This window comes from Pediococcus argentinicus (assembly GCF_001437605.1).
GTDB lineage: Bacteria > Bacillota > Bacilli > Lactobacillales > Lactobacillaceae > Pediococcus > Pediococcus argentinicus.
This window is the reverse complement of the sequence record NZ_JQCQ01000019.1, coordinates 1-25,756: the sequence shown is the minus strand read 5'-3', so window position 1 is coordinate 25,756 and position 25,756 is coordinate 1. Positions and strand designations below refer to the sequence as shown.

Below are 25,756 nucleotides of genomic sequence, written 5' to 3'. Positions count from 1 at the left end.
AAGTATAAGGGAAGTTCATTCATAAGTGCTATAGCTAGTACGTATTGTAGCGGGTAAACTAAGACTTGGAGGTGTACTTTATTGAACAATAAAAAAGAAGAATCAACTTCTGCAATTTCAGTGGGAGCACTTAATTACAAGGGACTCCACGAGTAGAGCTCTTTTAATATAATTTTTGAAAATTGATTACTACTGCTGCGCCATGATTGCTGGAATAATGGCTTCATCAACTAAGGTAGTAACAAAATCCACTGAGACGTCTTTTTGATCAACCATAGCTTGATATAGTAATAAATTGAACGGTAATAATTTAACCGTATCTGTTACGGTATGTTTCAATTCACCATCGAGTTGAGCCTGACTAATAATGCGTTCCATGATGTACAATTGCTGGCGATGTAAATCGTTAAAGTAATTGTGGACAACTGGATTATCATTTCCTAATTCTATCAATACGGCACGTAAAAACTGTCTAGAACTATCAAAATGAGCAAGACTAGTAATAAGATTCTCACGAAGAGATTTGCCGGTAAAGTCGATATCAGCAAATGTATCAATTTCAGTATCATCAAAATAGTCTTCAGCATCAAGTAGAAGTTCGAAAGGGGTGTTCCAGCGACGGTAAAGCACTGGACGGCCAGTATTTGCAGTGTGTGCAATGTTATTAAAGGTTACAGATTCATAACCGTCATTTTCTAAAATATTAATTGCTGCTTTAAAAATATTTTGAGTGAGCTCATCGTTTGTTTTACGGGGAGCTCTTTTTTTATCTGCCATAATCCTTCTCCATTACTTTAGTTAACAGTAATTATAGCATTTTAAGTTACTATAAGAATCAATTATAAATACATTTTGTAAATAAAATATTGAAAATTAAAAAAGAAGGCGTATAGTATCGATTATAGATACAAGATGTAATTAAAAGGAGAAAATATGAAATCAATTTTGCAAACAAACTTTTCAGGTATTGAGAGTTTAGTTATGAAGGAAGTTAAAAAGCCAGAAGTCACACCAGATGGTATTTTAATTCGAATGACTACGCTGCCGGTAGTTCCTTCTGATTGGAAACGTGAATATAATTCAAATGCAACTGCTGAATTGGCCGATAATCTGCCCAGAACGATTGGAATTGGTGGTGTTGGTTTAGTGGTTGGCGTAGGTGCTAATCAGGATCACAAGCTACTTAATCAACGTGTTTTAGTAATGCATCCGCAGGGATCCTATAGTGAATATATTCTGACTACAGAAAGACAATTTATTTTTCCATTACCATCATCGATAAGTGATGAGCAAGCCGCTGCTTTAACTGCAGGACCGGGAACTGCACTTCTTCTTTCACACATTATTAATGATAGTGATGCAGATAATATTGTTGTAACGGGCGCTAATTCTGTGATCGGGTTATTTCTATTGCAACAATTAAAGCATTCCCAAAAACGAATTTTGCCAATCGTTTCACCTGTTAGTCAGTCTTATTTTAATAAATATCAAAAAAAAGCTAGCTATCAGGTTGATAATTTACCACAGCTAAACGGATCATCATTAATCTTTGATTTAGCTGGAAGTACAGAGCTACTGCTTGAATTGAGAAAACAATTGCCGACTTCTCCTATCACTTCTATTGTAATAACAAAGAATTCTGAAATTATGGATTTAACGTTTGTGCATGAGGAATTTGATGCGGATAATTATCGAAAATTTATTCAACAAGTAGCAGATGGGGAATTAATAGTCCCCTTAGATCGAAGTTTCACGTTTGACCATGTTAAGGAAGCTCAATATTACGCTAAAGAATCGCACAGTCGAGGGCGTGTTCTTATTACTTTAAATAAAGAGGAGACAATTTATGACTAATTTTAAAACATTATTTAAACTCAATAGTTTTTCGGAAGATCCTGATGCACGCGCTGTTGCTGCCGAGTTATTACAGGAACGCTATAACTGTGAAATTCATAGTGTCGAAATGGATCCAACAGTTCAATTTGCACATAACGGTAAGGGATGCACCATTGCATCATCTAAAATATCGTCGGGAGTTATTATCTTTCAGAATGTAACTATCGGTGCTAACCAAACCTATAACAAAGGAACCTCTAAGTGGGAAAATCTTGGTGGCCCTGTTATTGGTAGAAATGTGATTATTGCTGATGGAGCCAAAGTTGTTGGACCAGTAATAGTCGGTGATAATAGTATAATTGGGACTGGAGCTATTATTACAAAAGATGTACCAGCAAACAGTATTGCTTTTGGGGTGAATAAGATAAAGAAACGGGATGCTGATTATGATCCAATTTTTTATACTGATATGCCAGATCATGATGCTACAATTGCAGCTTGTAATGCGGTTATTGAACGTTATAATTCAGAAGTTTAATAAATGAATAACACGAGTTTATTTAAAAAGACGATGACTTCTTTATTTGTTCTAATGCAAACTTTTAAGCAATGCTATAATTACAGCATGTTAACAATGCTGTAGTGTATGAATATCAAAGAAGGCCTCTATGTTTAAAAAATTAAGTTTTACGGTTCTAATCTTAAGTATGTTAATAGTTATGACATCCTGTGGGTCAAAATCGAACAAGAAGGAAGTTGCCGACGAATCTAGTAATAGTACTTCCAAAAAGTTTATTAAGTTCAGCATTAAAAGTAAGCCTAAGAAAATTAAAGAGATTAAGAATCACTTTGCATTAGACGGATATAATACACAAGTGACTGAGTTCAATGATGGGTACCAAGTTGATATTACTGATACTAGTGTAGTTGCTCATTTTGTTAGCAATTTAAAAACTAATGATGAGGATCAGTATATAAGAAATACATTGCAGCCAGTAGTAACAAAAATAAGTAAGCAGTCAGAATCCAAAATTTATATGAGATCTGGTGGTTCGAATAATAATCTTCTATTCATTATTAATAAAGGATCTTTGAAATGGTCTTTATTCGATAAATCTATTCAAATACAAAATTCACTAAAAAATGATGGTGTTTCTAGTTCAGTTAAGCAATCTGGCAACGATACTTATAAGATAAAGATCAAATCGAGCTTGAAAAGCATTAATAAGTCTGAACAATTAAAACAAGCCGTTAAAAATGCGCATAGTATTGATGGCCAAGTCAGATTTAATATCTATAATGGCAAAAATGATTTGATTGATACAAACGTATAGTTGGGATACTAAATAGAGTAGTGATAAATGAATCTATCTACAAAAGAGTTGTGATCTATAAAGATTGCAACTCTTTTTATCGACATTATTTCTTTTTTCGTTCTCCAAATAAATTAACCCCGAAGTTCTTACCAGCTTTGGTATTTTCTGCTTCAAAACTGTCTATCAACTTGTCCAAAACTAGTGAAAGTTCCTCTTTTTCATCTTCAGTTAATACATCCATATGTTCAGTTTCGTTTAAGCTAAGACGTTGGCTAGCACGTTGACCTTTTTCGGTTAGCTCAATTTGCAGTATTCGCTTATCAGTTTCTGATTTGTGCCTGTAAATCATTTCTTTTTTATCTAGCTTTTGAATTATTTCAGAAGCCGATTGAGGTCGCATATTAAGTTCGTTTACTAAGTCTCTTTGAGTGATAGAAGGTTGTGATTTTAAGATTGAAAGAGCCTTTCCCTGCCCACTGTTTGGATCAATTAAAGATAATTTGCTGCTTTTTAATTGACGTAGTTGTTTTCTGATTTTTGCTAATTCATCTAGTTGTTGGATGAGATGTAGGTTTGAAGTATTTTTCATTATTTCTCCAATCGGTGGTTGCATTTTTTTAAAACATAATTTATTATGTGATAGTTATCAGGTACCTGATGATTATATCGTGAATTTAATACTTTTAGACAGGGGAATTTTAAAATGATTAAAAACAAACAATTGATTGCTCGTATATTACTTATTTTAGGTGGAGCAATATTCTTTATAGCAGAGTTTATCACAGCAGCTGCATGGTCTCATCCAGCATATAGTTACACGTATAATTTTATTAGCGATTTGGGAGTCCGAGGTCCTTCGACATTATTCGGTCAGTATATGATTTCGCCATTGAGTTGGGTAATGAATACCGGCTTTATTGTGTTTGGAATCGTACTTTTTGGTGGAATTTTGATATTGCCCTTAAATAGCGGCTACAGACGATGGATTGTCATTATTTTAGGATTGCTATTAGCGATTGGCGGAGTTTTAGTAGGCGTGTTCCATGGTTCCGGTGAAGCATTGGTTGATGGAACGGGTGCTTATCACAGTATGGGTGCTTTTATAGCATTTATCTCTGGAAATGTTTTGTTCTGGGTTCTTAGTTCTAAAAAAGTTGGATTAGATATTTCAGATAAAAGTCGATCCATTTTAAAATATCTAAGTATCACCGGACTTGTTTGCACAGTTCTATACGTTACAACGCTAGTTCTATCTACAGATGCTCATCCAATCATTATTATTGGATTGATTGAAAGAGGGGCGGTGTACCCAATGTTATTTAATGCAATTTATCTTGGTATGAGTCAAACAAAGTAAGCCTAATTGTCTGAAACAGAAAAGTGGGTAATCTATAGACTAATATTTATATACTGACAATAATTTGTTACACTATTTATAGTGATTCTAAAGTGTGAAACTTAATTTCAAAAGGAAGAAGCGACTAATCATGTTAACTGACGAACAAATTACCTGGGCAATTCACAAAATGGAAGATGAAATCGGTCCTGTTACACGTGGACTAGATTCAAGGACTCCATTTCAATATATGATATCAGTGATTTTGAGTGCGCAAGCAACTGACGTTTCAGTTAACAAAGTAACGCCAATTCTTTTTGAAAAGTATCCTGACCCTAAAGCTTTAATGAATGCGGATGTAGAAGAAGTTGAAGGTATAATTCGACAGGTGGGTCTTTTTCATAACAAAGCTCGCAACATTATTAAAACTGCACGAATTGTTCATGAGGAGTTAAATGATGTTATCCCAACTGATCGTAAAGGGATTATGGCATTGCCAGGAGCTGGTAGAAAAACTGCTAATTTGGTATTGAGTGACATTTTTGAACAACCAACATTTGCTGTAGATACCCACGTGTCTGCAATTTCCAAGCGACTTCACTTTGTGGATCAATCAGCTTCGACATTACAGATTGAAAAGAAGATTGTCAGTGTGATTAAACCGGAAGAATTATATCAAGCACATCATACAATGATTGAGTTTGGTCGGAAGTATTCTATGAAACTCACACCTGAAAATGAAGTGAGTGAACTAATTATTGCTTGTGACAAGTTAAATGAGGAAAATGAAGGTCTTAAAACAGCTAAGTAATTAGCTTGAAATAATAATCGTTAAATTGCGTGTACACGCGGTTTGACGATTTTTTTGTTTTAAATAGTACATTGAAATTGACACTTAAAATTCAGTATGATAGTTTTAAATAGTAATCATTACTATTTAGATTTAAGAAAGGATATCAAATGAAGTGATTACAATCTAATTTTGAGGAGAAAGAGATTGAGAATATTACATAGAATTTTAGCGTGGGGATTTTTTCTATCGATTGTATTTGCGCTAGTGGGATGCGCCAAAAGTAACAATACAGCCAAACAAAAGGGAATTCAGATTGCGACAACCACTGATTTTTATGGTGAAGTTGCTAAGGCCGTAGTTGGGGATAAGGGACAAGTAAAATCCATTATCAATAATCCTAATGTTGACCCGCATGATTATGAACCAACAACTAGTGTCGCTAAGCAGGTTGCTACCTCGGATATTATTGTTGCAAACGGTGTGGGATATGACGGCTGGATGGACAAACTTGCCCAATCTAAGAAGTCTAATTACATTCGTATTGGGAACGATTCATTGCATTTGAAAGATGGTGTTAATCCTCATTTGTGGTATCGAGCTGACACTATGAAAGTTTATGCTCAGGATTTAGCAACACGTTTGGGGAAGAGAAAGCTAAAGGATAAAGAGTATTTTCAGAAGAATGCCCAAAATTATATAAAGTCCTTGAAACCAATCGATGAAAAGCTTTCTAAAATAAAATCGTTAGCTACAAAAACTAAGAATAAGACGGTCTTTGTTAGTGAACCAGTTTTTGATTATGCTTTGAAATCAACTGGATTTAAAGTGGGTAATCCATCATTTGAAAATAGTATTGAAAAGGAAGTTGATCCATCACCAAAGGATATCCGACAAATGCAACAAAGCATTAACGGACATAAAATTGCTTTCTTTGTTTACAACAAACAAGTAGATAGTAAGATTGTCGATAACTTGGTTAATCTAGCCAATGATAATGATGTTCCAGTTTTACCAGTCACAGAAACTCTGCCAAAGGGTCAGACTTATATTAAGTGGATGGATCATCAATACGATAGGATGTTGAAGATTCTGCAGAAATAAATCTTGTGTTATAATTACAAATGAAAAAGAAGCCATGCTGTAACATGGCTTCCCAATAGAGCCGTTTAAGACGGTGACTGTTAACTAACTTTAAATAATCGCTAGCTCGTCACAGCTAAGGCGGTTATTTTTTTTGCTGATTTTTAATCAACTCAAGAATTAATCCCAATAGCAAAACCACAAACGTGGCAAATGCTAGCATTAACTCTAGAGCGTCCACAATGGACACTCGACCGATTCCTTTCCCAGAATGTTATACAAATAGTTTTTACACCATAAGCATCACCTCTTTCAAAGAACAGCCACCGCCTTAACTTCTCTATTAAATTAGTATACCAATATGTGTTACTGGAATACCACTGATAAAAAATCAGTGGATTCTAATACTATTTTTCTACTAAAGATGACCGTTCCTGCTCAAATTTCTGTCGTTTCTTCTGCAAAAATACCTGTTGCTGTTTTAGTCCTTCAATCTTTGCATTTGTTTCGACTTCAAGCTGATCAAGCAGCTCAATTCCGGCATCATAAGCTTCAACGGATTTGGCTTGTGTACCGAATAAATTTAAAATTTGTTCAGTTTCAGCAATGCTTGCTCCCAGGTGGCGTAAATGAATAAGTTTGTTTAGGTCATCGATATTTTCTTCAGAGTATATCCGACGGCCGTTTTTATCACGTTCAATATTTGTCAGTAAGCCGCGCTTTTCATAGTAACGGAGCGTATCATATGTGACATTAAACTTGGTTGCTACTTCTTTTATGGAATACATTTCAAAATATCTCCTTAAATTTAACAATTTCCTTGCGCTAGTCTAACACTAGCATGCTAGGATATCTATAAATTTAAAAAAGAAGGCAATCAAATGAGTGAAGAAATCGTAACATTGGTAACCGGTGGAAACCGTGGAATGGGGTTAGAAATTAGTCGAGAACTCCTACAAAAAGGTCAACGAGTAATTATTGGTTCTCGTAACCTGGAAAAGGGGCAGGATACAGTAAATGAGTTGGCTCAGGAAGGACTGAAAGCCGATCTAGTTCAACTAGATGTTACGGATCATAATTCAGTGGAATCAGCTGCTAAGTCAATCCAGGACAAATATGGTTATTTATCGGTTTTAATAAATAATGCTGGAGCAGTTTTTGATTTTCGTCAGGAACCATCCGTAGTTGAAATGGATCGTCTACACAAGGACTTTGAAATTAACTATTTCGGATTAATTGATGTGACGCAACAATTGATGCCACTATTACAACAAAGTAAGCAGGCAAAGATTATTAATATTTCTAGTATGATGGGTTCTAAGACAGAAGCGCTAAACCCTGAATCACAGGTCTATCAAGCAGTCGCAGTGGGCTATCAATCTGCTAAAGCGGCTGCAAATATGTACACGGTTCAATTAGCTAAAGAAATGCAAAAGAAGAACTTGAATATTACTGTTAATGCTGTTGACCCAGGTATGGTCGCAACCGAATTTGGTGGAGCTACTCCAGACCAAGCCAAAGCAATGGGCGCTAAACCAATTGAAGAAGGGGTCAGCCGTACGGTGGAACTCGCAACTGATGAAAATAATGATGTGACAGCTACATTTTCAAATGCTGACGGTCCTGTTGGTTGGTAACCAAATAAAAGAACTCATTTTAAATAATGAGTTCTTTTATTTGGATATAAAAATTACCAGCTTCTTAAATAATCGACTAATTGTTTACCCATATACGCAGGTTCTTCTACACATCCACCTTTGATCCATTCGATAGCGACATTTACCAATGCGCCAGCAACCATCTTTTTCCAATAAGGGAAGCTATTAGTTTGAGTGGGGTTAATCAACTGGTTATGAAAAAGATAATCCGTGACATCACTGAACTGTTGAAATAGTAGATATTCTTGGTTTGCTCCGATTAGAATTAACCATATCTGACGATCACGTTTTGTAATTTCAAAATATTTTGTGAAAAGCATGATGTTATTAGTATCCTGGCGAAGGGCGCTTCGAAGGTACTCAGTTCCTTTAATAGCTAATTCGCGAATGATAATTTCTTCTTTGGAATTAAAGTTTTTATAATAGTAGGTACGTGAGACACCGGCTTGTTGACATAAATCAGTTATAGAAATGGAATCTAAAGGCTGCTGTTTCAGCATTTTTAGTAGGATATTGAATACATCTTTTAATTTATTAAGTGAGCGTTGATTTTGAGCCACGTTTACATAACCTCTCATTTTGTTAACGAACTGTTTTCATTCATTGTAACTCAAGCTAAACTCAAAAACATTGAAATTTGGAGGTTAGCAAAATGAATTTAAAAGCAAAATTAACAGTTATGGCAATGGGGATTAGTATTTTTCTATGTATGTTAGATACTACTGTCATGAATATTGCATTACCAGCAATTCAAAGTGGGATGGGAGTTAGTTTAGAAACTTTATCCTGGGCCCTCAATATTTATACGATTACCTTCGCGGTTCTAACGATTCCGCTTGGAAGAATGGCCGATATTTATGGGCGTAATCGAATATATTTAACAGGACTAATTTTATTTGGAATTGGTTCGATTACTTCGGGGTTAGCTGATAGTGCATCAATTCTAATTGTTGGGCGAGGAATCCAAAGTGTTGGGGCAGCAGTTATTTTTCCAGCAAGTATGACGATTGGAATCTCGGCCGCTAACTTGGCGCAACGTTCAATGATTATTGCATCGTTAGGTATTACACAGGGATTAGCGTCTGCGCTTGGGCCAACAATTGGTGGCATTGTGACACAATTTTTAGGTTGGCGATGGGTCTTTTTAGTAAATGTACCGCTAGTACTTATTAATATTGTTCTTTGTTTATGGCTCCTGAAATTTAAAGGTGAGCAACGGGTTAACACTAAGATTGATTGGTTAGGCATGATTCTTTCTATGATTACGTTGTTTAGTTTAACGTTGGCACTTGTTAAAGGAACTGACTGGGGATGGCAAAGTCCTCTAATTCTTGGATTATTTGGTATTGCATTAGTCGGATTTATCGTATTCATTTTAGTCGAACAAAGAGTTAGTGCTCCGATGATTCGTTTAGACCTTTTCCGTGACCGCCAATTTGATGGTGCAGCGATTGGAATTTTGATTACCGGAGTTCTACTAGTAGCTGTGATGGTATTGATGCCAACCTTCTTTACGAAAGTACTCGGTAAGTCAGAACTAACAGCTGCATTTATGATTACACCGACGTCTGTAATGATTTTTATTCTAGCACCGATTGCTGGCAAGTTAATTGAAATTTTCAGTCCACGTGCGATTGTAGCAACTGGAATGAGTCTTATGGCATTGGGCTACGCTTTTTTTTGGATTGCAAATCCACATATTTATTGGCAAATTCTAGTCACACTGATTTTGATTGGTGCTGGTTTTGGAATGCTGGCTGGACCAATCATGGTTTTGGGAGCATCTGATTTTACAAATGAAAAATTAACCGCCTCACAAAGCGTGTTAGGAGTTCTACGTCAAATTGGAAGTGTGTTGGCAGTAGCTATTTTTGTATCAGCTTTATCAAGTAACTTGGTCGCAGCAAAGAATCAATCAAAGTCGGATGCACATGAATTGATTTCAGCAATGAAAGTTGACGAAAGTACCAAAGCAAAAATTACATATTCAGTTAACGATCAGATTTCAAAGGGAGATTCAGCTAAACCAAAGGCTAATAAGCCTCTTAATAAAGAGCAAATCAAGCAGATTACTGACGCTAAGTACCAAGAAGTTATTCGAAAGTCTAAACCTAATCTACCCAAACAATCTAAAGCTGCTATTTATGGTGCAGTTCAAAAAGAAGTCATTAAAAAAGTTAATCAAACTGAATCAGAAGTGAAAAGTACTTCGGATAAGATTAAATCAGACGTACAAAACAATATTCAAAAAGCCTTTATTAGACCTTATCAACTGACTTTACCATTTGCAGTTTTGGCGATTGGAATTGCATTTTTGTTTAAGTCCAAAAAAAGGAAAGCATAAGACAACTTTGAAACTAAAGGACTTTCTATGCAGGCGAATCACGTGCTTTATTGCTATCTGTACTGTATTATGTACATGTATAGAAGGGAGTGTTTTCCGTGGATAGTTATAATCCAACTAATTTTAGAAAAGATATGTTTAAAATTATGCAAGAGATAGATAAACAGAAAGCGCCAGTTAAGCTTGTACCACGAGACCAGAAAAAAGGGTATGTGCTAATGGATGAAAATGACTACGATTCTATTATGGAAACCATATACCTTTACGATACAGGAACGTTAAATAAAGTAGAAGATCGACGTCGAGATGATAGTGGAACAACAAATGTAGATGATATTGATTGGGATAGCTTATGAGTTATTCAGTCAGAATTAAAAATTCAGCTAAAGAAGACCTTCGTAAGCTTAAACAGAGCAATCTACGTTCAAATTTTCAAGAAGTAGTGGATACTTTAAAGAGAGATCCATTTGAAAAATCACAATCAGTAGAACGACTAGTACCACCAACAAGTGGACTATATTCCAGAAGATTAAATTCACAACATAGAGTGGTGTATTCTGTTGATAAAGATAAACGTGAAGTGATTATTTATTAAACGTGGTCACATTATGAATGAATGTACCTTTTAAAGTACTGTGCTATAATTATAAATGAAAAAGAAGCCATGCTGTAACATGACTTCCCAATAGAGCCGTTAAAGACGGTGACTATACTATAACGATGATAACCGCTAGCTTGCCACAGCTAAGGCGGTTATTTTTTTGTTGATTTAAAAATCAACTCAAGAATTAATTCCAGCAATAAAACCACGAACGTGGCAAATGCTATCATCAATTCTAGAGCGTCCACAATGGACACTCGACTATTCCTTTCCTAGAATGCTTGCAAACAGTTTTTACACCATAAGCATCACCCTCTTTCGAAGAACAGCCACCGCCTCAACTTCTCTATTAGATTAGTATACCAATAGTAGTAGTGGAAATACCATTGACATAAAATAAGCAAAACAGAGTTTCACAAACAATCCAATAAAAATATATAATATGAACATATAGAAGTCTCGGAGGTTGCCACTATGAAAGAGGTTCCAATGCATGAAGCTTTACAATATTTATAGATGTAAAAAATCCATTTTCTATTTAAGATAGGAGTACATATATGGTATTTAACAAACAACGCGTAGAAGCATTAACCGATGCAATTTTGGCCATAATTATGACGATCATGATTTTGGAAGTTCATATTCCAATTGGAGATTCTTTTCATGCGCTAACAAAATCATTTATACCAATGATAGCTTTCACTATTAGTTTTTTCAGTTTAGTGAACTTGTGGATGGGACATCATGAAATATTTAAGCACGTTAAGGTAGTCAGCTACAGTGTTTTTTGGATTAATATGATTTTGCTGTTCTGGCTCTCTATGTTGCAGGTTGCAACTGCTTGGGTTGCTGAATATCCAAGAAGTGTTATACCTCAAGTGTTATTCTGTCTGGTTGGAATTGGATGGGCTTTCTTAATTTCCCTTTTATCATGGCAGACAAAGTTAGTTCCTGAAAGTACAATTCAGCCTAAATTCCCTTGGCATGATATCTGGCGGTTGAGTTATTTGTGGTTGATTGGTTTGGTATTATCATTGTTTTTACCATATGTTGCACTTTTACTTGGCATTATCACGGTTTTTAGAGCAGCGTTTAGACTTAATTTTGTTTGAGGTTTCAATGTCTTGGCAAGTTTATTTTTTTGCTAATTTTTAATCAACTCAAAAACTAATTTGACAAAATTTCCAACACTAGTGTACTCTAGCTGTGAAAACTAAATATGATTTCTTCGGGGCAGGGTGCAATTCCCGACCGACGGTAACAACGAAAGTTGAAGTCCGTGACCCGCTTCATAGCGGTTGACCCAGTGTGAGTCTGGGACCGACAGTAAAGTCTGGATGGGAGAAGAAAAAGTAGAACCTATACGTTTATGCATGCGTAGAGACTTTTTGTCTTTAACTCATCAGCTTCGTATGTGGTCTATTTGGATATTCAAATAACCTTACCCCGTAATGATTAATTCATTGCGGGGTATTTTTTTGGAGATGAATAGATTGAACGATGTTGATTATATGAAATTAGCGATACAAGCAGCACGCCATGGCCAGGGATGTACTTACACTAATCCAATGGTTGGAGCCGTAATTGTTAAAGATAATCAGATATTAGCAACAGGCTATCATAAACAATTTGGTGCGAACCATGCTGAAATTGACACTTTGAACAATTTGAAATCTATCGATCAAGCGCAAGGTGCAACTATGTACGTTACTTTGGAACCGTGCAGTCATTTTGGTGAAACACCACCGTGCTGTAGAAGAATTGTTGGAGTTGGAATTCACAAAGTTGTGATTGGTCAAAAAGATCCCAATCCGGTTGTACATGAAAATGGAATCCGATTCTTAAGGGAGCATCATGTTGAAGTTGTAATGACTTCTTTAAGTAAAGATGTTCGAAATATCAACCAGTTTTATAACTTTTATTTTGAAAATCAACGACCATTCATCACTTTAAAGTATGCCAGCACGTTAGATGGCAAGTTGAACCAAATAGAAAATCAAAGATCCATTATAACCGGTCATGAAGCACTGAAGGATGCTAATCAAATTCGCCAAAACTATCAGGCAATTCTGATTGGTGAACATACGTTAAAGATCGATAATCCGGCGCTTACAGTTAGAAATGATACAAATATTAAGTATCCACCTGTTCGAATTTTATTGGTGAATAATGCATCTTCTATCGTTGATTCTCAAATAGTAAATGACAAACAGGCACCAGTCTTGATTTTATGTCACGAAAACGACTGTGAGATTAAGAATAACAACGTAGAAGTTGTGGAAGGACGCTGGACTCCCGAAAGAATTACTTCGTTTTTAAATGAAAAAGGAATTCAGTCGATATTAGTCGAAGGTGGCAGTAGAGTCCAGTCTGATTTTATTCAAGCTGGATTAGTTGATCGGGTGATAAACTATATATCTCCCAAATTATGGGGTGGTCAATCTTTACCTGTAGCTTATTCGAAAATGGATAAGTTGGTTGAGTTGAATTTCAGAATAGAGGACGTTCAGCAGATCGAATCTGATTTAAAAATCACGGCTGATCGACAGGAGGTACCTCATGTTTAGTGGAATAGTTCAAGATGTTGGCAAAATAAAGAGTGTATCGAGAAATGTAAAAGGCATGCAAATTCAAATCCAAACCAACCAATTAAGAATGGAAGATTTAAAAGTTGGTGACAGTATTTGTGTAAATGGAGTGTGTTTAACGGTTATAAGTTTTACTGAAAATGAATTTATTGCGGATGTGATGCCAGAAACAGTTCAAAGAACTACTTTTAATCATTTTACTAAGGGACAACAAATCAATCTGGAACGTTCGCTTAGACCTATTGACGGAATTGATGGTCATTTTGTATTGGGACATATTAATGGGACCGGCATTCTAACAAAACGGATTCCAAATGGTAACTCGATCAAATTGTTCTTTAAGTATGATTCTAATCTTAAATATCAAATAGTTGAAAAAGGCTCAATTGCAGTTAATGGAATTAGTTTAACGGTTGTTCAAGTTATAGGAAATGTGTTTGAAGTGGATATAATCCCACATACCACACAGGAAACCACTTTAAATCAACTACGAATTGGTGGATCAGTGAACTTGGAGACGGATATTTTAGGAAAGTATTTAATGCAGAAAGTGGGTAATAAAAAATGAGTGAAGAGAGAGTTATAAAATCTTTAACTGCGTTGAAACGTGGTGGCCTAGTAATTGTCGCAGATGATAAATCACGAGAAGCGGAAGGAGATATGATTGGCATTGCGGAGTTAGTGAAGCCCGAAACAGTTAATCGAATGATTTCATCGGCTAAGGGGCTCTTATGTGTTCCAATGAGTCGAAATAATGCTGATAGATTAGGATTATCGCCAATTGTTAGTAGCAGTCATGACCGCTTTCAAACTGCATTTACACTATCTGTTGATTCGAATGAAACAAAAACTGGTATTTCGGCTTATGAACGTGCAAAAACAATTAAGAGCCTGGCCGATTCAACTAGTTTATCCAAAGACTTCTTTCATCCGGGACATGTTTTTCCATTAGTTGCCAAAGATGGTGGAGTAGTTGAACGACGTGGTCATACTGAAGCTGCCGTTGATTTAGCACGATTGGCTGGTTGTAATCCAGTAAGTTACATTTGTGAAATTGTTAAGAAAAATGGTCAAATGGCTCGAACTTCGGAATTAAAAGCAATGGCTGAAGGATTGGAGATTCCATTTCTAACTATTGAAGATATTGTCGAATATCGAATTAAACACGAAGATAATATAATTCGAGATGAGGCAGACGTCCATTTGCCAACAGTTTTCGGTAATTTTAAACTCCGAGGATTTTCTAGTATCCAGGATAGTCGTCCCATTTTATCTATCTCGAAGAATGTTAATGTAACTGAATCGATTCCATTAGTTCGATTGCATTCAGAGTGCTTAACGGGTGATGTGTTTGGTTCAAAGAGATGTGACTGTGGTGAGCAACTGCATAATACACTTAATAAAATTGAAAACGACGGTAACGGAATGGTGCTTTATTTGCCACAAGAGGGGCGTGGAATTGGGCTTCTAAATAAGCTAAAAGCTTATGAATTACAGGAACAAGGACTGGATACAGTTCAAGCTAATGAACAACTAGGATTCCAACCTGATGAGCGATCATATGATTTAGCAGCAGCCACTTTGTATCATATGGGCATCAATAAAATTAGATTGCTAACTAATAATCCAGACAAGGTCCAACAATTAGCAAAGTATGGAATTGAAGTCGCAGAAGTAGTCCCAATTCAAACGGAACCTACGTCTGAAGATCTAAAATATTTAAAAACTAAAAAGAAAAAGTTTCACCACCAATTGGATTTATAGGGGGAATCATTATGCAAGAGATTAAAGGATCTTTCAATGGAAATAATTTAAAAATTGGTATTGCCATTGCACGTTTTAATAGTACGGTTACCAGCAAGTTATTGGATGGAGCAGTCGATACGTTAGTTAGACATGGCGTTAATGAAGATGAGATTCAAACGGTTTGGGTTTCAGGTGCTTTCGAAATTCCAACGGTCGCCAAAATAATGGCAGAATCAGGGAAATATGACGGGCTTATTACTTTAGGAGCTGTTATTCGAGGAGAAACTTCGCATTATGATTTGGTTTGTAAGGCGGTCGCTGATGGCGTTGCTAAAATTGGGATAGAAACAGGAATTCCAACGCTATTCGGAGTGGTGACAACAGATACTGTTGATCAAGCAATGGATCGTGCCGGGCTGAAATCAGGTAATAAAGGTAGTGAATGTGCGATGGATGTAATTGAAATGATTAATTTGAAAAAGAGCTTAGTTTAAAAATCTATCTATTGAGTGAACTTCCAACAAAGTATACAATTTTAATAACGCATGGCGTTGCTGTCTTTGGACAGTTAACGCCATTTTTGTACGGAGGAAATATAAAATGTTAAACAAACAACGGGTTGAGGCTCTAACGGATGCAATTCTTGCGATTATTATGACAATCATGATTCTGGAGGTTCATATGCCAGAAGGGTATGAATGGTCGGACTTGAGTAAGGTATTTATTCCACTAGTGGCCTTTGTAATCAGCTTCTTTAGTCTAGTTAATTTATGGCTAGGACATCACGAAATCTTTAAACGAACGGGTGATATTACATACGGAGTCTTTTGGATTAATATGATCTTGCTGTTCTGGGTGTCTACATTGCCAGTAGCAACTGCTTGGGTGGCCGAATATCCCACACGACCATTACCACAAGCAGTTTTCTGTGTTATTGGAATTGGGTGGGCATGTTTGCTTTCACTTTTAAGTTGGCAGGTAGATTTATCAAAAAATGAAGATCATTCAAAATTTCCTTGGAATGAAATATGGCATCGTAATTATATATGGCTGATTGGCTTGGTATTATCACTATTTTTACCATATATCGCATTGATTTTAGGAATTATTACTGTTTTAAGAGTGGCGATTGTGGCGTCTTTACCACGACGTAATTAGCAGGCTTCTTTAAGGGCTTTCAATTAAAATAATAGTTGAAAGTTTTTTTATTATTTTAATTAATTGATTATTCATTTAAGAAAGAATATACTGTTCGTAATTTCAAAATATATACTAAAAAGAGGCTTACATAGTATGAAAAATGTTTTAATTTTAGGCGCAGCAGGTAGAACAATGAAAGTTTTAGAACAACAACTTTTATCTTCAAATAATATTCATTTAACTTTACTTTTACATCACAAAAATCAGATTAATTTACCAGTAATGTCAGTAGAATCAACAGTTATAACTGGGGATGTCATGGATTCAGAGATATTGAATCAGGCTATAAAGAATCAGGATGCAGTTGTAGTCGGTCTTGGTGGAAAGATGGTTGATTTTATTAATCAGATTTTTCCTGCTATGCATAAAAATCATGTAAGTCGATTAATTTATATTCTCGGCTTGGGTATTTATGATGAGGTTCATGGTAAATTTGGTGAATGGAGTAAAAGTGTAGACCCTAATGGAATTTCGGATTTTAAAGCAGCAGCTAAATTAATTGAGGACTCTGATTTGAATTACACAATTTTGCGTCCGGGATGGATGTCTGATCGAACCGAGATTAATTATGAAACAACGCAAAAAGGTGAACAGTTTCGAGGTACCGTGATTACACGTGCAAGTATCGCTGACTATATAGTTAAATTACTCAATGATTCTAATTTAGGAGAACGAGAATCAGTTGGCCTTGACGAACCAGGTACAGATGGTGATAGTCCATATCCGTTTATGTAGAAATCTAAAAAGCATGATATTCATTTTATGGTGAATATCATGCTTTTGTTTTATTTAGCTAGTGCTTTAGTCATTGCGTTCACTGTGTGCGTTACTTCACTATCTTTAATAGTTTGGTCAAAGAAAAGACGTCCTAATGCTAATCCGCCAGTCATTGTGATAATAATGCGGATGATTTCCGGATTTGGCCAATCAATCAACATGTGACGATCTTTGAGTTGATCTAATTCTTGGTTTAAATTAACAAAGATTTCTTTTGGAAGATTATCAAAGAAATCTGACCGAGTTTGATTATCATACGCTAATTCTGAAATTAAAATCTTGAGGACTTTTTCATTTGCATAGAGAAACTCAAGCCGATTTCTGATAAAGGCATCTACAAAGGCATGCAATGTTAGAAAGTCATCGGATGGTGACGACTGTACTAAGTCTTGCATGGTACTTGGAAAGATAGAGTAGATAACAGGTTCAATGATAGCGTCGAGTAGTCCACGCTTGTTTGTAAATTTATTAAAAATATTTCCTTCAGAAACACCAGCTTGTTTTGCAATTTCCTTCGTACTTGTATTGGCATAGCCCTTAGTCGCAAAGACATCGATTGCAGCCACTAAGATACTAACTTGCTTATCGGTAAAATCATCTAAAACATGAGCATCTTGAAATAGGCGTAATTCAGTATGATCCATAATTCGTTCCTCGTTGTATTTGTTTAGTATTAGTATACAACATTCCTTGCTGTAGTTTAAGTAAACACTTAATTAAATGCTAAATAAAATCACTAAGATACTAATTTGTTGTTGACATAGTCATGATCATCAGTATAATAAGTTTTGGAAGTTGTTTGAGTGAGTACTCAATCAAACGATTAAAACTAATCAGTCACTAGTTTTTCTAAGGCCAGTATTTCTGTGATGTAGAAATGGAAATTCGTTTAGAAAAGCTCTGCGAAGGAAGTTACTAGAAGGAGAGTTTTCATATGTTTAAAAATAAGTTTTTCGGGTTTGCCATTATTGCAGGCATTATCCTGACGTTTGTCTTAGCTTTAGCACAGATTCCAGTGAAACAAGCTAAATTACAAGAAGTACCATTAGCGATTGTTAATGAGGATCAAGGCCAGTTAGGCCAAAAAGTCGTTGATAAGGTTACTGAGCATGATAAAAGTAGCGATAAGAGAGCAGCTTTTAAATGGAGTAAGGTTAGTTCAACTACAACTCTTAAATCAGATATGAACCACCAACATTACTATGGTGCTATCGTCATTCCAAAAGATTTTTCAAAGAAGATTGGCACGCTAGCTACCAGCAATACAGCTCAACCGGCCCAAGTAAAGATCTATATTAACGAAGCCAAGAATAGTACCTTAGCAACTTCATTGAAATCAGGATTGACTGCTATGGTTGGCGGAATCGGCCAAGGAATCCAAGGACAAATTGTTGGACAATTGGCACAACACCACGTTTCGGTTTCTGCTTCAGCAGTTACACGTCTATCGAATCCAATTGTGGCCGATGTTGAAACCGTTCATTCAACCAAGGGTCTAACAGCTGCAAATACAGTTTTCTTCCAACCAATTTGGTTAGCAAGTTTAGTAGTAAGTTTGCTGTTGTTCTATGCTGGTAAAGAAATCAAGTTCACTAAGAGAACCACTCGTTTTGGATTTAAATTTATTCAAGTGGCTGTTGCTGCTGGACTAGCATTAATGATTGGATTTGCCACAACATGGTATTTAGGTGCAATTTTAAATTATCACTTTGATAACTTCGGTTTAGTCGGAATGTTTGTTTCATTAACGAGCTTTGCCTTCATCATGTTATTCTCAGGGGTAATTGCATGGCTAGAATTCCCTGGATTAATAGTATTTGTTCTACTACTATTCTTCTCAGCTCCGTTGCTAACAATGGCTCCAGAAATGTTACCAAACTTCTATCAGAATTGGGTGTTACCATGGTTACCAATGAAGCCACTCTTCGATGGACTCAAGAGCATTCTCTATTACGGAGCAGGCCTTTGGAATTCTTCAACTCAAACATTAGTTACTGTAATGATTATTGGCGGAGTGATTTTCTTTGCTGAATCATTATCATCACGTAATGTGAAATTAGAAACTGCTAAAAATTAGTTAAAAATAAAGTGGTCGACTACACAATGTCTATTTATAGTTACGGTAATCGAGCATTTAAAAATGCTACAACAGAGCTGAGCGCCATCGCTAAGGCAACCTTTAATATATTTAGTAAGCAAAAGTAATTTTCACTTGTTTTATCTTAAATGGGTTATAATAATGAAAAATCGTAACCTAATGAGGTGATTGCTATGATTGGAATTATAGTTGTCGTTGTCATCGGAATTCTCGCTACTGTGTTTAATAGCGATGCAGTAATGTATTTCTTGGCTGGAATATATAGGAATATTCGAGAATCTGGTGTCGGATTAGGAACTTGGATAAAGTCACTTTTCATAAAAATTAATCACAAATAGCATTCCAATGGGGTGCTATTTTTTATATGTTCAAGTTTAGATGTCCATGCTATATTTAAAAGTAACGTAAACACAGGGAGAAACTAATGAAAGAAAAATTGAAGTACGGTGTTGATGCACCATCAGTTCCAATTTTATACATCGGAGTTGGGCTGATAGTTTTAATTGTTGGAATATTAGCATTGGCTGGAGTAATTACACATTATAACGGTGCGGGCTGGACGTTAGCATACGGTATTTTTATGATTGCGGGTGGTTTGACGTTTATTCATACCAGCTTAAGAGGTAAGTTTGTAATTTGGAAGAATCTTCTATCTGGTTTTAAAATTAAGCGAAATTCCAAAGTGATTGATTTAGGTTGTGGACATGGAGCAGTCATGCTGGAAATGGCTAAACATCTTGATCAGAACGGAAAAATAACTGGTGTGGATCTTTGGCGTTCACAAGATCAATCTAATAATTCTGTAGATGCTACAAAGAAGAATTTAGTAGCTGCTAATTTAAGTGTTCCGACAGAATTAGTTACTGCAGATATGCGTGATTTACCTTTTAAAGCAAGTCAATTTGATTATGCTGTAACTAGTTTTGCTGTTCATAATATCAAGCCTCGTGCTGACCGTGAAAAGGCATTGGCAGAAGCATACCGGGTTCTTAAGAAGGACGGTAAACTATTGCTCGTTGATACGGGAAGTAAGCATAAAGAATATATTCAAAAATTACAGGAATTAGGGATGCACGATATTACCATGAATCAAGCTGGATTTAATGGTTGGTGGTCAGGCCCCTAGATGTCATCATATATTATTACTGCGACAAAATAAAAGAGTTACACCACATGTTTAGATATGTGATGTAGCTCTATTTTTATGCACCTTGCTCTAAAATAGCTGGCAAAACAACTTGATCAACTAGTTTTTTGATTTTGTTTCGATCCATCTTCTGGTTTTCAACAACGAAACGATATCGAATGAGTTGAAAAAGTGTTAACTGGGTATTTAATGGTGGCATAATTCTGATTTCATGGTGTTCAATGGCAAATTCTAGAATATGTTTCATAGCACTTAAACTGTTTTGGTTAGCATCATCTAGTATTTCTGACACTTTGTTGTGATGCTGACTTAGTTGATAAAACATAGCTTGCGAAAACTCCAATGGAATTTGAGTTAGATTATTTAAAAAGAATTCTCCCACAGATACTAAATTATCTCGTAAAGAACGTTTTGATAAATCTAAATCGCCCTCAGAAACACGATTGATCATGCCGTCATGAACAGAGTCTAGCATTAAATCAAAAGCTGTATCCCAATAATGATATAAGACAGAACGACTGGTGTGTGCTTGACGAGCTACACTGGCGAAAGTTACTGAAGCATAGCCATCAGTGATTAAAATATTTAGAGCGGCCTTTTTAATATCATTAACTAACTCATCACCACGGCGACGATGCTGATTGTTCATCGTAAATTTCCTCCTTAGAAACAGCTTTTTTAGTTTCGTATCTTAAAAGAATAAGATTCAGTGTGTATGTTATTGAACGATCTACATACACATTGTATCTTAAATTATGTACAAAAGGTTAACTTAAACAGGAGGAATTTTAAAAATGAAAATTATTATTGTTGGAGCATCTCATGGTGGCGTTGAAGCTGTTGATGCGTTAGTTGAAGGAAAAGAATACGATCAAATCGATTGGTTTGAAAAAAGTGATATTGCAACTACTAGTGGCTGGAATCCCAATAAGGCTGCTGAATATATTTCAGACTTAGAAAAACAAGGTGTTAAAATTCACGAACATGCTGAAGTCATAAGCTTAAATGCCGAAAATAAACAGATAGAAGTTCTTGAAGTAGATCAAAATAAACAATACAATTTTGATAAATTGATTTTAGGGCAAGGCTCTAATCCAGTTGAATTACCGATTCCTGGTAACGACTTGGCTGGGGTAGAGTACTTACGCCAACGTTCTGATACTAACAAATTACGTCAGTCTGCACAAAATGATGACGTTAAAAACGTTGTTGTGGTTGGTGCAGGTTACATCGGAATGATGGCAGTGGATTTATTTTCCAGTGTTGGAAAACATGTCACACTCGTTGATTTAATTAAACGACCTCTTGGTACCTATTTGGATACAGAAATGACTGATCGATTAGGTAAAGTAATGGATGAACGGCATGTTGAAGTTGCGTTAGGTCAACAAGTAAGTACATTTGAAGGAGATGGACATGTTGAAAGGGTAATAACTGACAAATCTAGTTTTGATGCTGATTTAGTAATCGTATCAGTTGGTACCCGTCCCAATACACAATGGTTGAATAATCAATTAGAATTAACACCCAATGGATCTTTAAAGGTCAACGAGTTCATGCAGACAAGTAATCCAGATATTTTTGCGATTGGAGATCTTGTGCCAGTCAGTTACACGCCAAGTAATTCAGAACTTAACATTGCGTTAGGATCCAATGCTCGTCGTACTGCACGTACAGCAGTTAGAAATCTATTTGAACAACACGCACCACTTATGGCGGTTCAAGGTTCTTCAGGGTTAGATATTCTCGGATACAATTTTGCTTCGGCTGGACTTAATACAACGTCAGCAGCTAAAATGAATATTCCGGTTAGCTCAGTTTACGTTGAACAAGCTGTCAGCATGCGCAGTGAAATGGTTAAACCGGATTTAACAGTTCAGTTCAAACTGTTCTATAATCCCAAAACTCTGGAAGTTGTTGGTGGTCAAATTATGTCACAAGATAATCAAACCGCGAATATCAATGCATTGTCGATTGCGATTTACAAACACGTAACAATTATGGAATTAGCTGAAATGGATTTCTTCTTCCAACCAGATTTAACTAATGTTTGGAATGTGATGAATGTTGCAGGACGCAAAGCAATGAAGCAAGAAAATATTAAATGAGCAGAGTGGAAAATATGACAATTTAATTCTGAATACAGCATAGAAGTTATTCTTGTTTTCCCGATTTAAGACTATTAACCTTTAGAAATTAAAAATCCTGAAATGAAAATCATATTTTATTTCAGGATTTTTTCTGGTTATTTAAGAACGTTCCGGTAGCTGTTGATCGTGTTTTCGATGGGAAAATTTTGAATAACCATGCTTTGAGAGTTGGGTACACAGCACCGTCTACAGCGCCATATTTATACCATGAATAATAAGCATTGCTGAGTAGGATAAAGATAAAGTTCTTACTTAGGTAGTTTGTCATATTATTTCCTCGTTAAACGTGTTTAGTGGAACCGGACTGATATCGTTCAATTTTATGATCTAATGCACGAATCTGTTCTTGCTTAGCTTCGATTTGTTGATATACTTTGGCTTTTTGCGTATTTAAAATTTCAATCCGTTGAGGGATGGTTTTCTCTCCTTGGTCTAATAATGCTTTGTAATCTTTAATATCGTTAATGCTCATACCAGTTTCGCGCAGATACACAATAAATTTTGCCCAGGCACGGGTATCGTCGTCATAGTAGCGATTGTTGTTATTATCACGTCCAGTTGCGCTTAAGATGCCTTTTGATTCATAAAACCGAATTGTTCCGACGGCTAATCCAGTTAGTTTAGATAGTTCTCCAATTGTGAACAAAATCTTACCACCTTTAAATTAAATGTTGACCTATAGTTACTGTAGGGTAATACAATTACTTTATCATATTAAAAGAGGGTAAAACAGATGAGCGAAATAATTACTTTAATCACAGGCGCAAATAAAGGGATGGGATTTGAACTGTCCTTAGAGTTGGGCCAAGCAGGTCAGCATATTTTAGTTGGTGCTCGGAATGAGGAAGCCGGTTTAGAGGCTGTTGATAAATTGCGAGCTAAAAACATTAAAGCCGATTTAGTTTTGATTGATGTGGCAAATACTGTGAGTGTGGCTACTGCGCAACAACATATCAAAGAACGATTTGGCTATTTAAATATCCTAATTAACAATGCTGGAATTGCTTTGGATAACTATGCAAAGCCATCTAAAATTAGTTTGGATGCTGTCAGAGGTGATTTTGAAGTGAACTTCTTTGGAACAATGTCAGTGACACAGACCATGCTGCCCCTGTTGCATAATGCCGATTTTGGAAAAGTGATTAACATATCAAGCGGTGTTGGTTCATTAACGTTAGCCTCTGATCCAACGACTAGTGTTTATCAACATAGCGCAGTCGGATATCAAGCTAGTAAAACGGCCCTCAACATGTTTACTGTTGACTTAGCAAATGAACTAAAAGATACGAATGTGACTGTTAATGCCGTTAATCCGGGTTGGGTTAACACACCTTCCCCAGTTGGCGGTGGAAACTTAACCGTACAACAAGGAGTCGCTAGAACTGTAGAAATAGCAACGAATCCAACCAATGATTTGAACGGTACTTTTTCAGATATTAATGGAATATTGCCTTGGTAAAAGCTATGGATTAACTCGTCATTTTAAATGTAAAATGACGATTTTTGTTTACAAAAAAATCATGATTTTACTTCGAAAAGTGCAATGTTTTAAGCTAACATTTATGTGTAGATATTAATGACGGAATGATTCAAGTTTACATAGGGGATAAATCAGATGAATGAAGGCAAACTAGAACAGAAAAGTGCTCATAAATTATATGTTAAGGGTTTTAAATATATTGATATTACATTGAAGAATGCTTTTCGTAAGTATTATATTTCTTACGAACAATACATTATCCTGAATTTGATTGATACGGAGCATCTTAATACTACGGATATATCTGAGCGATTGTTTGAAACTAAATCTGCTGTTTCTAGGCAGTTGACCAGTTTAAGCCGAAGTGGGCTGATTGAGTTTGAAGATGTACCTGGAGACCGCCGTTTTACCGATATTAAAGTGACAGAACAAGGTTACGATGCTCTGAAAAAAGCCCGCAAAAAAGAAATTGCGATGCACAAGTACATGAAAAAAACAGTAGGGGTAGACAATCTACAACAGTATTTTGAGGAAACAATGTTAATTGCACAGAAACTTGCTGACTTTAATGATGAGTACAAGAAAAAAGAGCGTGAAAGTCACTCTTAGTTGATATCAAATAGTTTTCCCAAATTACGTAATGAGTTTTTAACTTCGGTTAAGTCTGGTAACTTCTTTTTCTCAATAGTGTGATTTAAAATAGTCATTACAACAGCTACGTTTAGTTCGAGTTCGAACGGCGTGGCTGTTTTTGTTTCAGGATAAAGTTTAAAAATGGCAGTGATTCTTTTTTGAATTTCAGAATTGAGAGATAAATTATTATCTAATGTTATTGTTTGAAGGGCACGGACCTCATCATTTCGATTGATATATAATTCTGTAATCGTGGGAATTAAGATTGCACTGGATTCGGCAATGTTAAGCTGATTGTCAGCAGTAACAGCTCGATTTTGTAATAGTTTGTCCATATCCGCCATAAATTCTTTAATCATCGATTCTGCTAATGAATATTTATCAGTGAAATGAGCGTAAAACGTTTGTCGATTGATTTGAGCCGTTTCAGAAAGTGTGCGGATAGAAATTTGATTGAATCCTTGACCCAAAACTAGTTGAACAAATGTCTGGCGAATTAATTGATCTGTTTTTCGAAATCTCTTATCCATAAAATATCCCCTTCGATAAAATACATTTTATACTTATCTGATTTGTAAGTATACACGTGTATTAAAAGTGATTATTTTTTAAATGCGCCAGATTGATTACAATATATTTAACAAAAATGAAGTTAGATAAGAGGAAATAAAAATGACTAAATATGTAATCTTTGGAATTGAAGTAGTGGCATTTATCTTATGGTTAATTTTCGGACCACATCACTTACTATGGATTATGATTCTCGGATTTGTTGGGATTATTGCGGTGTCACAGTTGTTTCATTATTTGTTGAATGCAAGATAAAAGCGGACCACCAGTTTTAACTGGCAGTCCGCTTTTGCTTTATATAGATTAAATTATTCAATATTAATCTGATGGTTTCCAGATTCTTCTGACTTAGGAAGTACAATTGTCAAAACTCCGTTATGATCTGAACCCATAATATTGGACT

General features: G+C 35.7%; 35 protein-coding genes and 1 riboswitch. Of the genes, 23 read left to right on the top strand and 12 right to left on the bottom strand.

Annotated elements, in window-relative coordinates; all coding sequences use genetic code 11:
• Window positions 1–189 precede the first annotated feature (189 nt).
• Window positions 190–777, bottom strand: a complete 588-nt coding sequence (locus tag IV88_RS05695; protein WP_057799664.1) for a TetR/AcrR family transcriptional regulator — start codon at window positions 775–777, stop codon at window positions 190–192.
• A gap of 156 nt (window positions 778–933) precedes the next feature.
• On the opposite strand from IV88_RS05695, the gene IV88_RS05690 reads away from it, so the two are divergent.
• The 3 genes from IV88_RS05690 to IV88_RS05680 all read left to right on the top strand — a co-directional run bounded on the left by IV88_RS05690 (window position 934) and on the right by IV88_RS05680 (window position 3,170).
• On the top strand, window positions 934–1,854 hold the full coding sequence (locus IV88_RS05690) for an MDR/zinc-dependent alcohol dehydrogenase-like family protein (protein ID WP_057799662.1): 921 nt from the start codon (window positions 934–936) through the stop codon (window positions 1,852–1,854).
• Complete coding sequence (locus IV88_RS05685; RefSeq protein WP_057799661.1) at window positions 1,847–2,374, top strand: LbetaH domain-containing protein; 528 nt, start codon at window positions 1,847–1,849, stop codon at window positions 2,372–2,374. The genes IV88_RS05690 and IV88_RS05685 overlap by 8 nt, the downstream gene beginning before the upstream one ends.
• A gap of 130 nt (window positions 2,375–2,504) precedes the next feature.
• Window positions 2,505–3,170 carry a hypothetical protein gene (locus IV88_RS05680; RefSeq protein ID WP_057799659.1) on the top strand — a complete coding sequence of 222 codons (666 nt, stop codon included), beginning with the start codon at window positions 2,505–2,507 and terminating at the stop codon, window positions 3,168–3,170.
• An 85-nt stretch (window positions 3,171–3,255) separates the two neighbouring features.
• Here IV88_RS05680 and IV88_RS05675 read toward each other — a convergent pair whose 3' ends face one another.
• Entirely contained in the window at window positions 3,256–3,741 is a 486-nt protein-coding gene (locus IV88_RS05675; protein WP_057799657.1) for a MarR family winged helix-turn-helix transcriptional regulator, read from the bottom strand.
• A gap of 114 nt (window positions 3,742–3,855) precedes the next feature.
• Here IV88_RS05675 and IV88_RS05670 point away from each other — a divergent pair, with 114 nt between their 5' ends.
• The 3 genes from IV88_RS05670 (at window position 3,856) to IV88_RS05660 (ending at window position 6,382) form a co-directional block, all read left to right on the top strand.
• Entirely contained in the window at window positions 3,856–4,509 is a 654-nt protein-coding gene (locus tag IV88_RS05670) for a DUF998 domain-containing protein (protein ID WP_057799656.1), read from the top strand.
• 130 nt (window positions 4,510–4,639) lie between these two features.
• On the top strand, window positions 4,640–5,299 hold the full coding sequence (locus tag IV88_RS05665) for an endonuclease III domain-containing protein (protein ID WP_057799654.1): 660 nt from the start codon (window positions 4,640–4,642) through the stop codon (window positions 5,297–5,299).
• 192 nt (window positions 5,300–5,491) lie between these two features.
• Window positions 5,492–6,382, top strand: a complete 891-nt coding sequence (locus IV88_RS05660) for a metal ABC transporter solute-binding protein, Zn/Mn family (RefSeq protein WP_371862097.1) — start codon at window positions 5,492–5,494, stop codon at window positions 6,380–6,382.
• Between the two features lie 124 nt (window positions 6,383–6,506).
• Here the strand turns inward: IV88_RS05660 and IV88_RS09235 are convergent, their stop codons facing one another.
• Window positions 6,507–6,584 carry a putative holin-like toxin gene (locus tag IV88_RS09235; protein WP_147165260.1) on the bottom strand — a complete coding sequence of 26 codons (78 nt, stop codon included), beginning with the start codon at window positions 6,582–6,584 and terminating at the stop codon, window positions 6,507–6,509.
• Window positions 6,585–6,768: 184 nt separating this feature from the next.
• Entirely contained in the window at window positions 6,769–7,149 is a 381-nt protein-coding gene (locus IV88_RS05655; RefSeq protein WP_057799650.1) for a MerR family transcriptional regulator, read from the bottom strand.
• Window positions 7,150–7,242: 93 nt separating this feature from the next.
• On the opposite strand from IV88_RS05655, the gene IV88_RS05650 reads away from it, so the two are divergent.
• Window positions 7,243–7,998 (top strand): SDR family NAD(P)-dependent oxidoreductase, encoded by a 756-nt coding sequence (locus tag IV88_RS05650; RefSeq protein ID WP_057799648.1) that lies wholly within the window; start codon window positions 7,243–7,245, stop codon window positions 7,996–7,998.
• 53 nt (window positions 7,999–8,051) lie between these two features.
• Here IV88_RS05650 and IV88_RS05645 read toward each other — a convergent pair whose 3' ends face one another.
• Complete coding sequence (locus tag IV88_RS05645; RefSeq protein ID WP_057799646.1) at window positions 8,052–8,579, bottom strand: TetR/AcrR family transcriptional regulator; 528 nt, start codon at window positions 8,577–8,579, stop codon at window positions 8,052–8,054.
• Between the two features lie 92 nt (window positions 8,580–8,671).
• Here IV88_RS05645 and IV88_RS05640 point away from each other — a divergent pair, with 92 nt between their 5' ends.
• The 3 genes from IV88_RS05640 (at window position 8,672) to IV88_RS05630 (ending at window position 10,958) form a co-directional block, all read left to right on the top strand.
• The gene (locus IV88_RS05640; RefSeq protein ID WP_057799644.1) at window positions 8,672–10,363 is read left to right on the top strand and encodes a DHA2 family efflux MFS transporter permease subunit; all 1,692 of its coding nucleotides are present in this window, start codon (window positions 8,672–8,674) and stop codon (window positions 10,361–10,363) included.
• 98 nt (window positions 10,364–10,461) lie between these two features.
• Window positions 10,462–10,719 carry a type II toxin-antitoxin system Phd/YefM family antitoxin gene (locus IV88_RS05635; RefSeq protein WP_057799642.1) on the top strand — a complete coding sequence of 86 codons (258 nt, stop codon included), beginning with the start codon at window positions 10,462–10,464 and terminating at the stop codon, window positions 10,717–10,719.
• A complete protein-coding gene (locus tag IV88_RS05630) occupies window positions 10,716–10,958 on the top strand; it encodes a Txe/YoeB family addiction module toxin (protein ID WP_057799640.1) in 243 nt (80 codons plus the stop codon). The genes IV88_RS05635 and IV88_RS05630 overlap by 4 nt, the downstream gene beginning before the upstream one ends.
• A gap of 158 nt (window positions 10,959–11,116) precedes the next feature.
• Here the strand turns inward: IV88_RS05630 and IV88_RS09540 are convergent, their stop codons facing one another.
• Window positions 11,117–11,212 carry a putative holin-like toxin gene (locus IV88_RS09540; RefSeq protein ID WP_162258641.1) on the bottom strand — a complete coding sequence of 32 codons (96 nt, stop codon included), beginning with the start codon at window positions 11,210–11,212 and terminating at the stop codon, window positions 11,117–11,119.
• A 309-nt stretch (window positions 11,213–11,521) separates the two neighbouring features.
• On the opposite strand from IV88_RS09540, the gene IV88_RS05625 reads away from it, so the two are divergent.
• The 7 genes from IV88_RS05625 (at window position 11,522) to IV88_RS05595 (ending at window position 17,233) form a co-directional block, all read left to right on the top strand.
• Window positions 11,522–12,076, top strand: coding sequence for a TMEM175 family protein (locus IV88_RS05625; protein ID WP_057799638.1), 555 nt, complete (start codon window positions 11,522–11,524; stop codon window positions 12,074–12,076).
• A gap of 108 nt (window positions 12,077–12,184) precedes the next feature.
• Window positions 12,185–12,317, top strand: a riboswitch (FMN riboswitch).
• A gap of 140 nt (window positions 12,318–12,457) precedes the next feature.
• Window positions 12,458–13,531, top strand: a complete 1,074-nt coding sequence (gene ribD / locus IV88_RS05620; protein ID WP_057799636.1) for a bifunctional diaminohydroxyphosphoribosylaminopyrimidine deaminase/5-amino-6-(5-phosphoribosylamino)uracil reductase RibD — start codon at window positions 12,458–12,460, stop codon at window positions 13,529–13,531.
• Window positions 13,524–14,120 (top strand): riboflavin synthase, encoded by a 597-nt coding sequence (locus IV88_RS05615; RefSeq protein WP_057799633.1) that lies wholly within the window; start codon window positions 13,524–13,526, stop codon window positions 14,118–14,120. Before ribD ends, IV88_RS05615 begins: the two co-directional genes overlap by 8 nt.
• Window positions 14,117–15,316 carry a GTP cyclohydrolase II gene (ribA, locus tag IV88_RS05610; RefSeq protein WP_057799631.1) on the top strand — a complete coding sequence of 400 codons (1,200 nt, stop codon included), beginning with the start codon at window positions 14,117–14,119 and terminating at the stop codon, window positions 15,314–15,316. The genes IV88_RS05615 and ribA overlap by 4 nt, the downstream gene beginning before the upstream one ends.
• Before the next feature lie 11 nt (window positions 15,317–15,327).
• Entirely contained in the window at window positions 15,328–15,792 is a 465-nt protein-coding gene (gene ribH, locus IV88_RS05605) for a 6,7-dimethyl-8-ribityllumazine synthase (protein ID WP_057799629.1), read from the top strand.
• A 106-nt stretch (window positions 15,793–15,898) separates the two neighbouring features.
• Window positions 15,899–16,456 (top strand): TMEM175 family protein, encoded by a 558-nt coding sequence (locus IV88_RS05600; RefSeq protein ID WP_057799627.1) that lies wholly within the window; start codon window positions 15,899–15,901, stop codon window positions 16,454–16,456.
• A 135-nt stretch (window positions 16,457–16,591) separates the two neighbouring features.
• A complete protein-coding gene (locus tag IV88_RS05595) occupies window positions 16,592–17,233 on the top strand; it encodes an NAD(P)H-binding protein (RefSeq protein ID WP_057799625.1) in 642 nt (213 codons plus the stop codon).
• Between the two features lie 50 nt (window positions 17,234–17,283).
• Here IV88_RS05595 and IV88_RS05590 read toward each other — a convergent pair whose 3' ends face one another.
• Window positions 17,284–17,919: a TetR/AcrR family transcriptional regulator gene (locus IV88_RS05590; protein ID WP_186823775.1), complete on the bottom strand. Its 636-nt coding sequence runs from the start codon at window positions 17,917–17,919 to the stop codon at window positions 17,284–17,286.
• Between the two features lie 290 nt (window positions 17,920–18,209).
• Here IV88_RS05590 and IV88_RS05585 point away from each other — a divergent pair, with 290 nt between their 5' ends.
• Entirely contained in the window at window positions 18,210–19,352 is a 1,143-nt protein-coding gene (locus tag IV88_RS05585) for a YhgE/Pip domain-containing protein (protein ID WP_057799621.1), read from the top strand.
• Window positions 19,353–19,506: 154 nt separating this feature from the next.
• On the opposite strand, the gene IV88_RS09225 is transcribed toward IV88_RS05585, so the two are convergent.
• Entirely contained in the window at window positions 19,507–19,692 is a 186-nt protein-coding gene (locus IV88_RS09225; protein WP_147165259.1) for a hypothetical protein, read from the bottom strand.
• Between the two features lie 105 nt (window positions 19,693–19,797).
• On the opposite strand from IV88_RS09225, the gene IV88_RS05580 reads away from it, so the two are divergent.
• Window positions 19,798–20,499 carry a class I SAM-dependent methyltransferase gene (locus IV88_RS05580; protein WP_057799619.1) on the top strand — a complete coding sequence of 234 codons (702 nt, stop codon included), beginning with the start codon at window positions 19,798–19,800 and terminating at the stop codon, window positions 20,497–20,499.
• A 76-nt stretch (window positions 20,500–20,575) separates the two neighbouring features.
• Here IV88_RS05580 and IV88_RS05575 read toward each other — a convergent pair whose 3' ends face one another.
• Entirely contained in the window at window positions 20,576–21,169 is a 594-nt protein-coding gene (locus IV88_RS05575; RefSeq protein WP_057799616.1) for a TetR/AcrR family transcriptional regulator, read from the bottom strand.
• Window positions 21,170–21,314: 145 nt separating this feature from the next.
• Here IV88_RS05575 and IV88_RS05570 point away from each other — a divergent pair, with 145 nt between their 5' ends.
• On the top strand, window positions 21,315–22,628 hold the full coding sequence (locus tag IV88_RS05570) for an FAD-dependent oxidoreductase (RefSeq protein WP_057799614.1): 1,314 nt from the start codon (window positions 21,315–21,317) through the stop codon (window positions 22,626–22,628).
• Window positions 22,629–22,749: 121 nt separating this feature from the next.
• On the opposite strand, the gene IV88_RS05565 is transcribed toward IV88_RS05570, so the two are convergent.
• Entirely contained in the window at window positions 22,750–22,938 is a 189-nt protein-coding gene (locus IV88_RS05565; RefSeq protein WP_057799612.1) for a hypothetical protein, read from the bottom strand.
• Window positions 22,939–22,950: 12 nt separating this feature from the next.
• Window positions 22,951–23,316 (bottom strand): MerR family transcriptional regulator, encoded by a 366-nt coding sequence (locus tag IV88_RS05560; protein ID WP_162258640.1) that lies wholly within the window; start codon window positions 23,314–23,316, stop codon window positions 22,951–22,953.
• An 87-nt stretch (window positions 23,317–23,403) separates the two neighbouring features.
• On the opposite strand from IV88_RS05560, the gene IV88_RS05555 reads away from it, so the two are divergent.
• Together IV88_RS05555 and IV88_RS05550 are read left to right on the top strand one after the other, a co-directional pair.
• Window positions 23,404–24,129 (top strand): SDR family NAD(P)-dependent oxidoreductase, encoded by a 726-nt coding sequence (locus IV88_RS05555; protein WP_057799608.1) that lies wholly within the window; start codon window positions 23,404–23,406, stop codon window positions 24,127–24,129.
• A gap of 156 nt (window positions 24,130–24,285) precedes the next feature.
• Window positions 24,286–24,759, top strand: a complete 474-nt coding sequence (locus IV88_RS05550; RefSeq protein WP_057799606.1) for a MarR family winged helix-turn-helix transcriptional regulator — start codon at window positions 24,286–24,288, stop codon at window positions 24,757–24,759.
• On the opposite strand, the gene IV88_RS05545 is transcribed toward IV88_RS05550, so the two are convergent.
• Window positions 24,756–25,313: a TetR/AcrR family transcriptional regulator gene (locus IV88_RS05545; protein ID WP_057799604.1), complete on the bottom strand. Its 558-nt coding sequence runs from the start codon at window positions 25,311–25,313 to the stop codon at window positions 24,756–24,758. The two genes, IV88_RS05550 and IV88_RS05545, sit on opposite strands and share 4 nt — an antisense overlap.
• A gap of 142 nt (window positions 25,314–25,455) precedes the next feature.
• On the opposite strand from IV88_RS05545, the gene IV88_RS09345 reads away from it, so the two are divergent.
• Entirely contained in the window at window positions 25,456–25,608 is a 153-nt protein-coding gene (locus tag IV88_RS09345; protein ID WP_168388192.1) for a hypothetical protein, read from the top strand.
• Window positions 25,609–25,756: the final 148 nt, after the last annotated feature.

Excerpts from the sequence above, each read along its gene's own strand:
- IV88_RS05690 (WP_057799662.1), top strand. The coding sequence starts at position 934 with ATGAAATCAATTTTGCAAACAAACTTTTCAGGTATTGAGAGTTTAGTT.
- IV88_RS05595 (WP_057799625.1), top strand. The coding sequence starts at position 16,592 with ATGAAAAATGTTTTAATTTTAGGCGCAGCAGGTAGAACAATGAAAGTT.
- IV88_RS05640 (WP_057799644.1), top strand. The coding sequence starts at position 8,672 with ATGAATTTAAAAGCAAAATTAACAGTTATGGCAATGGGGATTAGTATT.
- IV88_RS05600 (WP_057799627.1), top strand. The coding sequence starts at position 15,899 with ATGTTAAACAAACAACGGGTTGAGGCTCTAACGGATGCAATTCTTGCG.
- IV88_RS09345 (WP_168388192.1), top strand. The coding sequence starts at position 25,456 with ATGACTAAATATGTAATCTTTGGAATTGAAGTAGTGGCATTTATCTTA.
- IV88_RS05625 (WP_057799638.1), top strand. The coding sequence starts at position 11,522 with ATGGTATTTAACAAACAACGCGTAGAAGCATTAACCGATGCAATTTTG.
- IV88_RS05665 (WP_057799654.1), top strand. The coding sequence starts at position 4,640 with ATGTTAACTGACGAACAAATTACCTGGGCAATTCACAAAATGGAAGAT.
- IV88_RS05585 (WP_057799621.1), top strand. The coding sequence starts at position 18,210 with ATGTTTAAAAATAAGTTTTTCGGGTTTGCCATTATTGCAGGCATTATC.
- IV88_RS05630 (WP_057799640.1), top strand. The coding sequence starts at position 10,716 with ATGAGTTATTCAGTCAGAATTAAAAATTCAGCTAAAGAAGACCTTCGT.
- IV88_RS05590 (WP_186823775.1), bottom strand. The coding sequence starts at position 17,919 with ATGGATCATACTGAATTACGCCTATTTCAAGATGCTCATGTTTTAGAT.
- ribA (WP_057799631.1), top strand. The coding sequence starts at position 14,117 with ATGAGTGAAGAGAGAGTTATAAAATCTTTAACTGCGTTGAAACGTGGT.
- IV88_RS05580 (WP_057799619.1), top strand. The coding sequence starts at position 19,798 with ATGAAAGAAAAATTGAAGTACGGTGTTGATGCACCATCAGTTCCAATT.
- IV88_RS05575 (WP_057799616.1), bottom strand. The coding sequence starts at position 21,169 with ATGAACAATCAGCATCGTCGCCGTGGTGATGAGTTAGTTAATGATATT.
- IV88_RS09225 (WP_147165259.1), bottom strand. The coding sequence starts at position 19,692 with ATGAAAAGTGACTTTATCCAAGTTCCTAATCCGACACCAGATTCTCGA.
- IV88_RS05555 (WP_057799608.1), top strand. The coding sequence starts at position 23,404 with ATGAGCGAAATAATTACTTTAATCACAGGCGCAAATAAAGGGATGGGA.
- IV88_RS05675 (WP_057799657.1), bottom strand. The coding sequence starts at position 3,741 with ATGAAAAATACTTCAAACCTACATCTCATCCAACAACTAGATGAATTA.
- IV88_RS09235 (WP_147165260.1), bottom strand. The coding sequence starts at position 6,584 with ATGCTAGCATTTGCCACGTTTGTGGTTTTGCTATTGGGATTAATTCTT.
- IV88_RS05565 (WP_057799612.1), bottom strand. The coding sequence starts at position 22,938 with ATGACAAACTACCTAAGTAAGAACTTTATCTTTATCCTACTCAGCAAT.
- IV88_RS05695 (WP_057799664.1), bottom strand. The coding sequence starts at position 777 with ATGGCAGATAAAAAAAGAGCTCCCCGTAAAACAAACGATGAGCTCACT.
- IV88_RS05570 (WP_057799614.1), top strand. The coding sequence starts at position 21,315 with ATGAAAATTATTATTGTTGGAGCATCTCATGGTGGCGTTGAAGCTGTT.
- IV88_RS05670 (WP_057799656.1), top strand. The coding sequence starts at position 3,856 with ATGATTAAAAACAAACAATTGATTGCTCGTATATTACTTATTTTAGGT.
- ribH (WP_057799629.1), top strand. The coding sequence starts at position 15,328 with ATGCAAGAGATTAAAGGATCTTTCAATGGAAATAATTTAAAAATTGGT.
- IV88_RS05650 (WP_057799648.1), top strand. The coding sequence starts at position 7,243 with ATGAGTGAAGAAATCGTAACATTGGTAACCGGTGGAAACCGTGGAATG.
- IV88_RS05685 (WP_057799661.1), top strand. The coding sequence starts at position 1,847 with ATGACTAATTTTAAAACATTATTTAAACTCAATAGTTTTTCGGAAGAT.
- IV88_RS05655 (WP_057799650.1), bottom strand. The coding sequence starts at position 7,149 with ATGTATTCCATAAAAGAAGTAGCAACCAAGTTTAATGTCACATATGAT.
- IV88_RS05615 (WP_057799633.1), top strand. The coding sequence starts at position 13,524 with ATGTTTAGTGGAATAGTTCAAGATGTTGGCAAAATAAAGAGTGTATCG.
- IV88_RS05545 (WP_057799604.1), bottom strand. The coding sequence starts at position 25,313 with ATGGATAAGAGATTTCGAAAAACAGATCAATTAATTCGCCAGACATTT.
- IV88_RS05680 (WP_057799659.1), top strand. The coding sequence starts at position 2,505 with ATGTTTAAAAAATTAAGTTTTACGGTTCTAATCTTAAGTATGTTAATA.
- IV88_RS05550 (WP_057799606.1), top strand. The coding sequence starts at position 24,286 with ATGAATGAAGGCAAACTAGAACAGAAAAGTGCTCATAAATTATATGTT.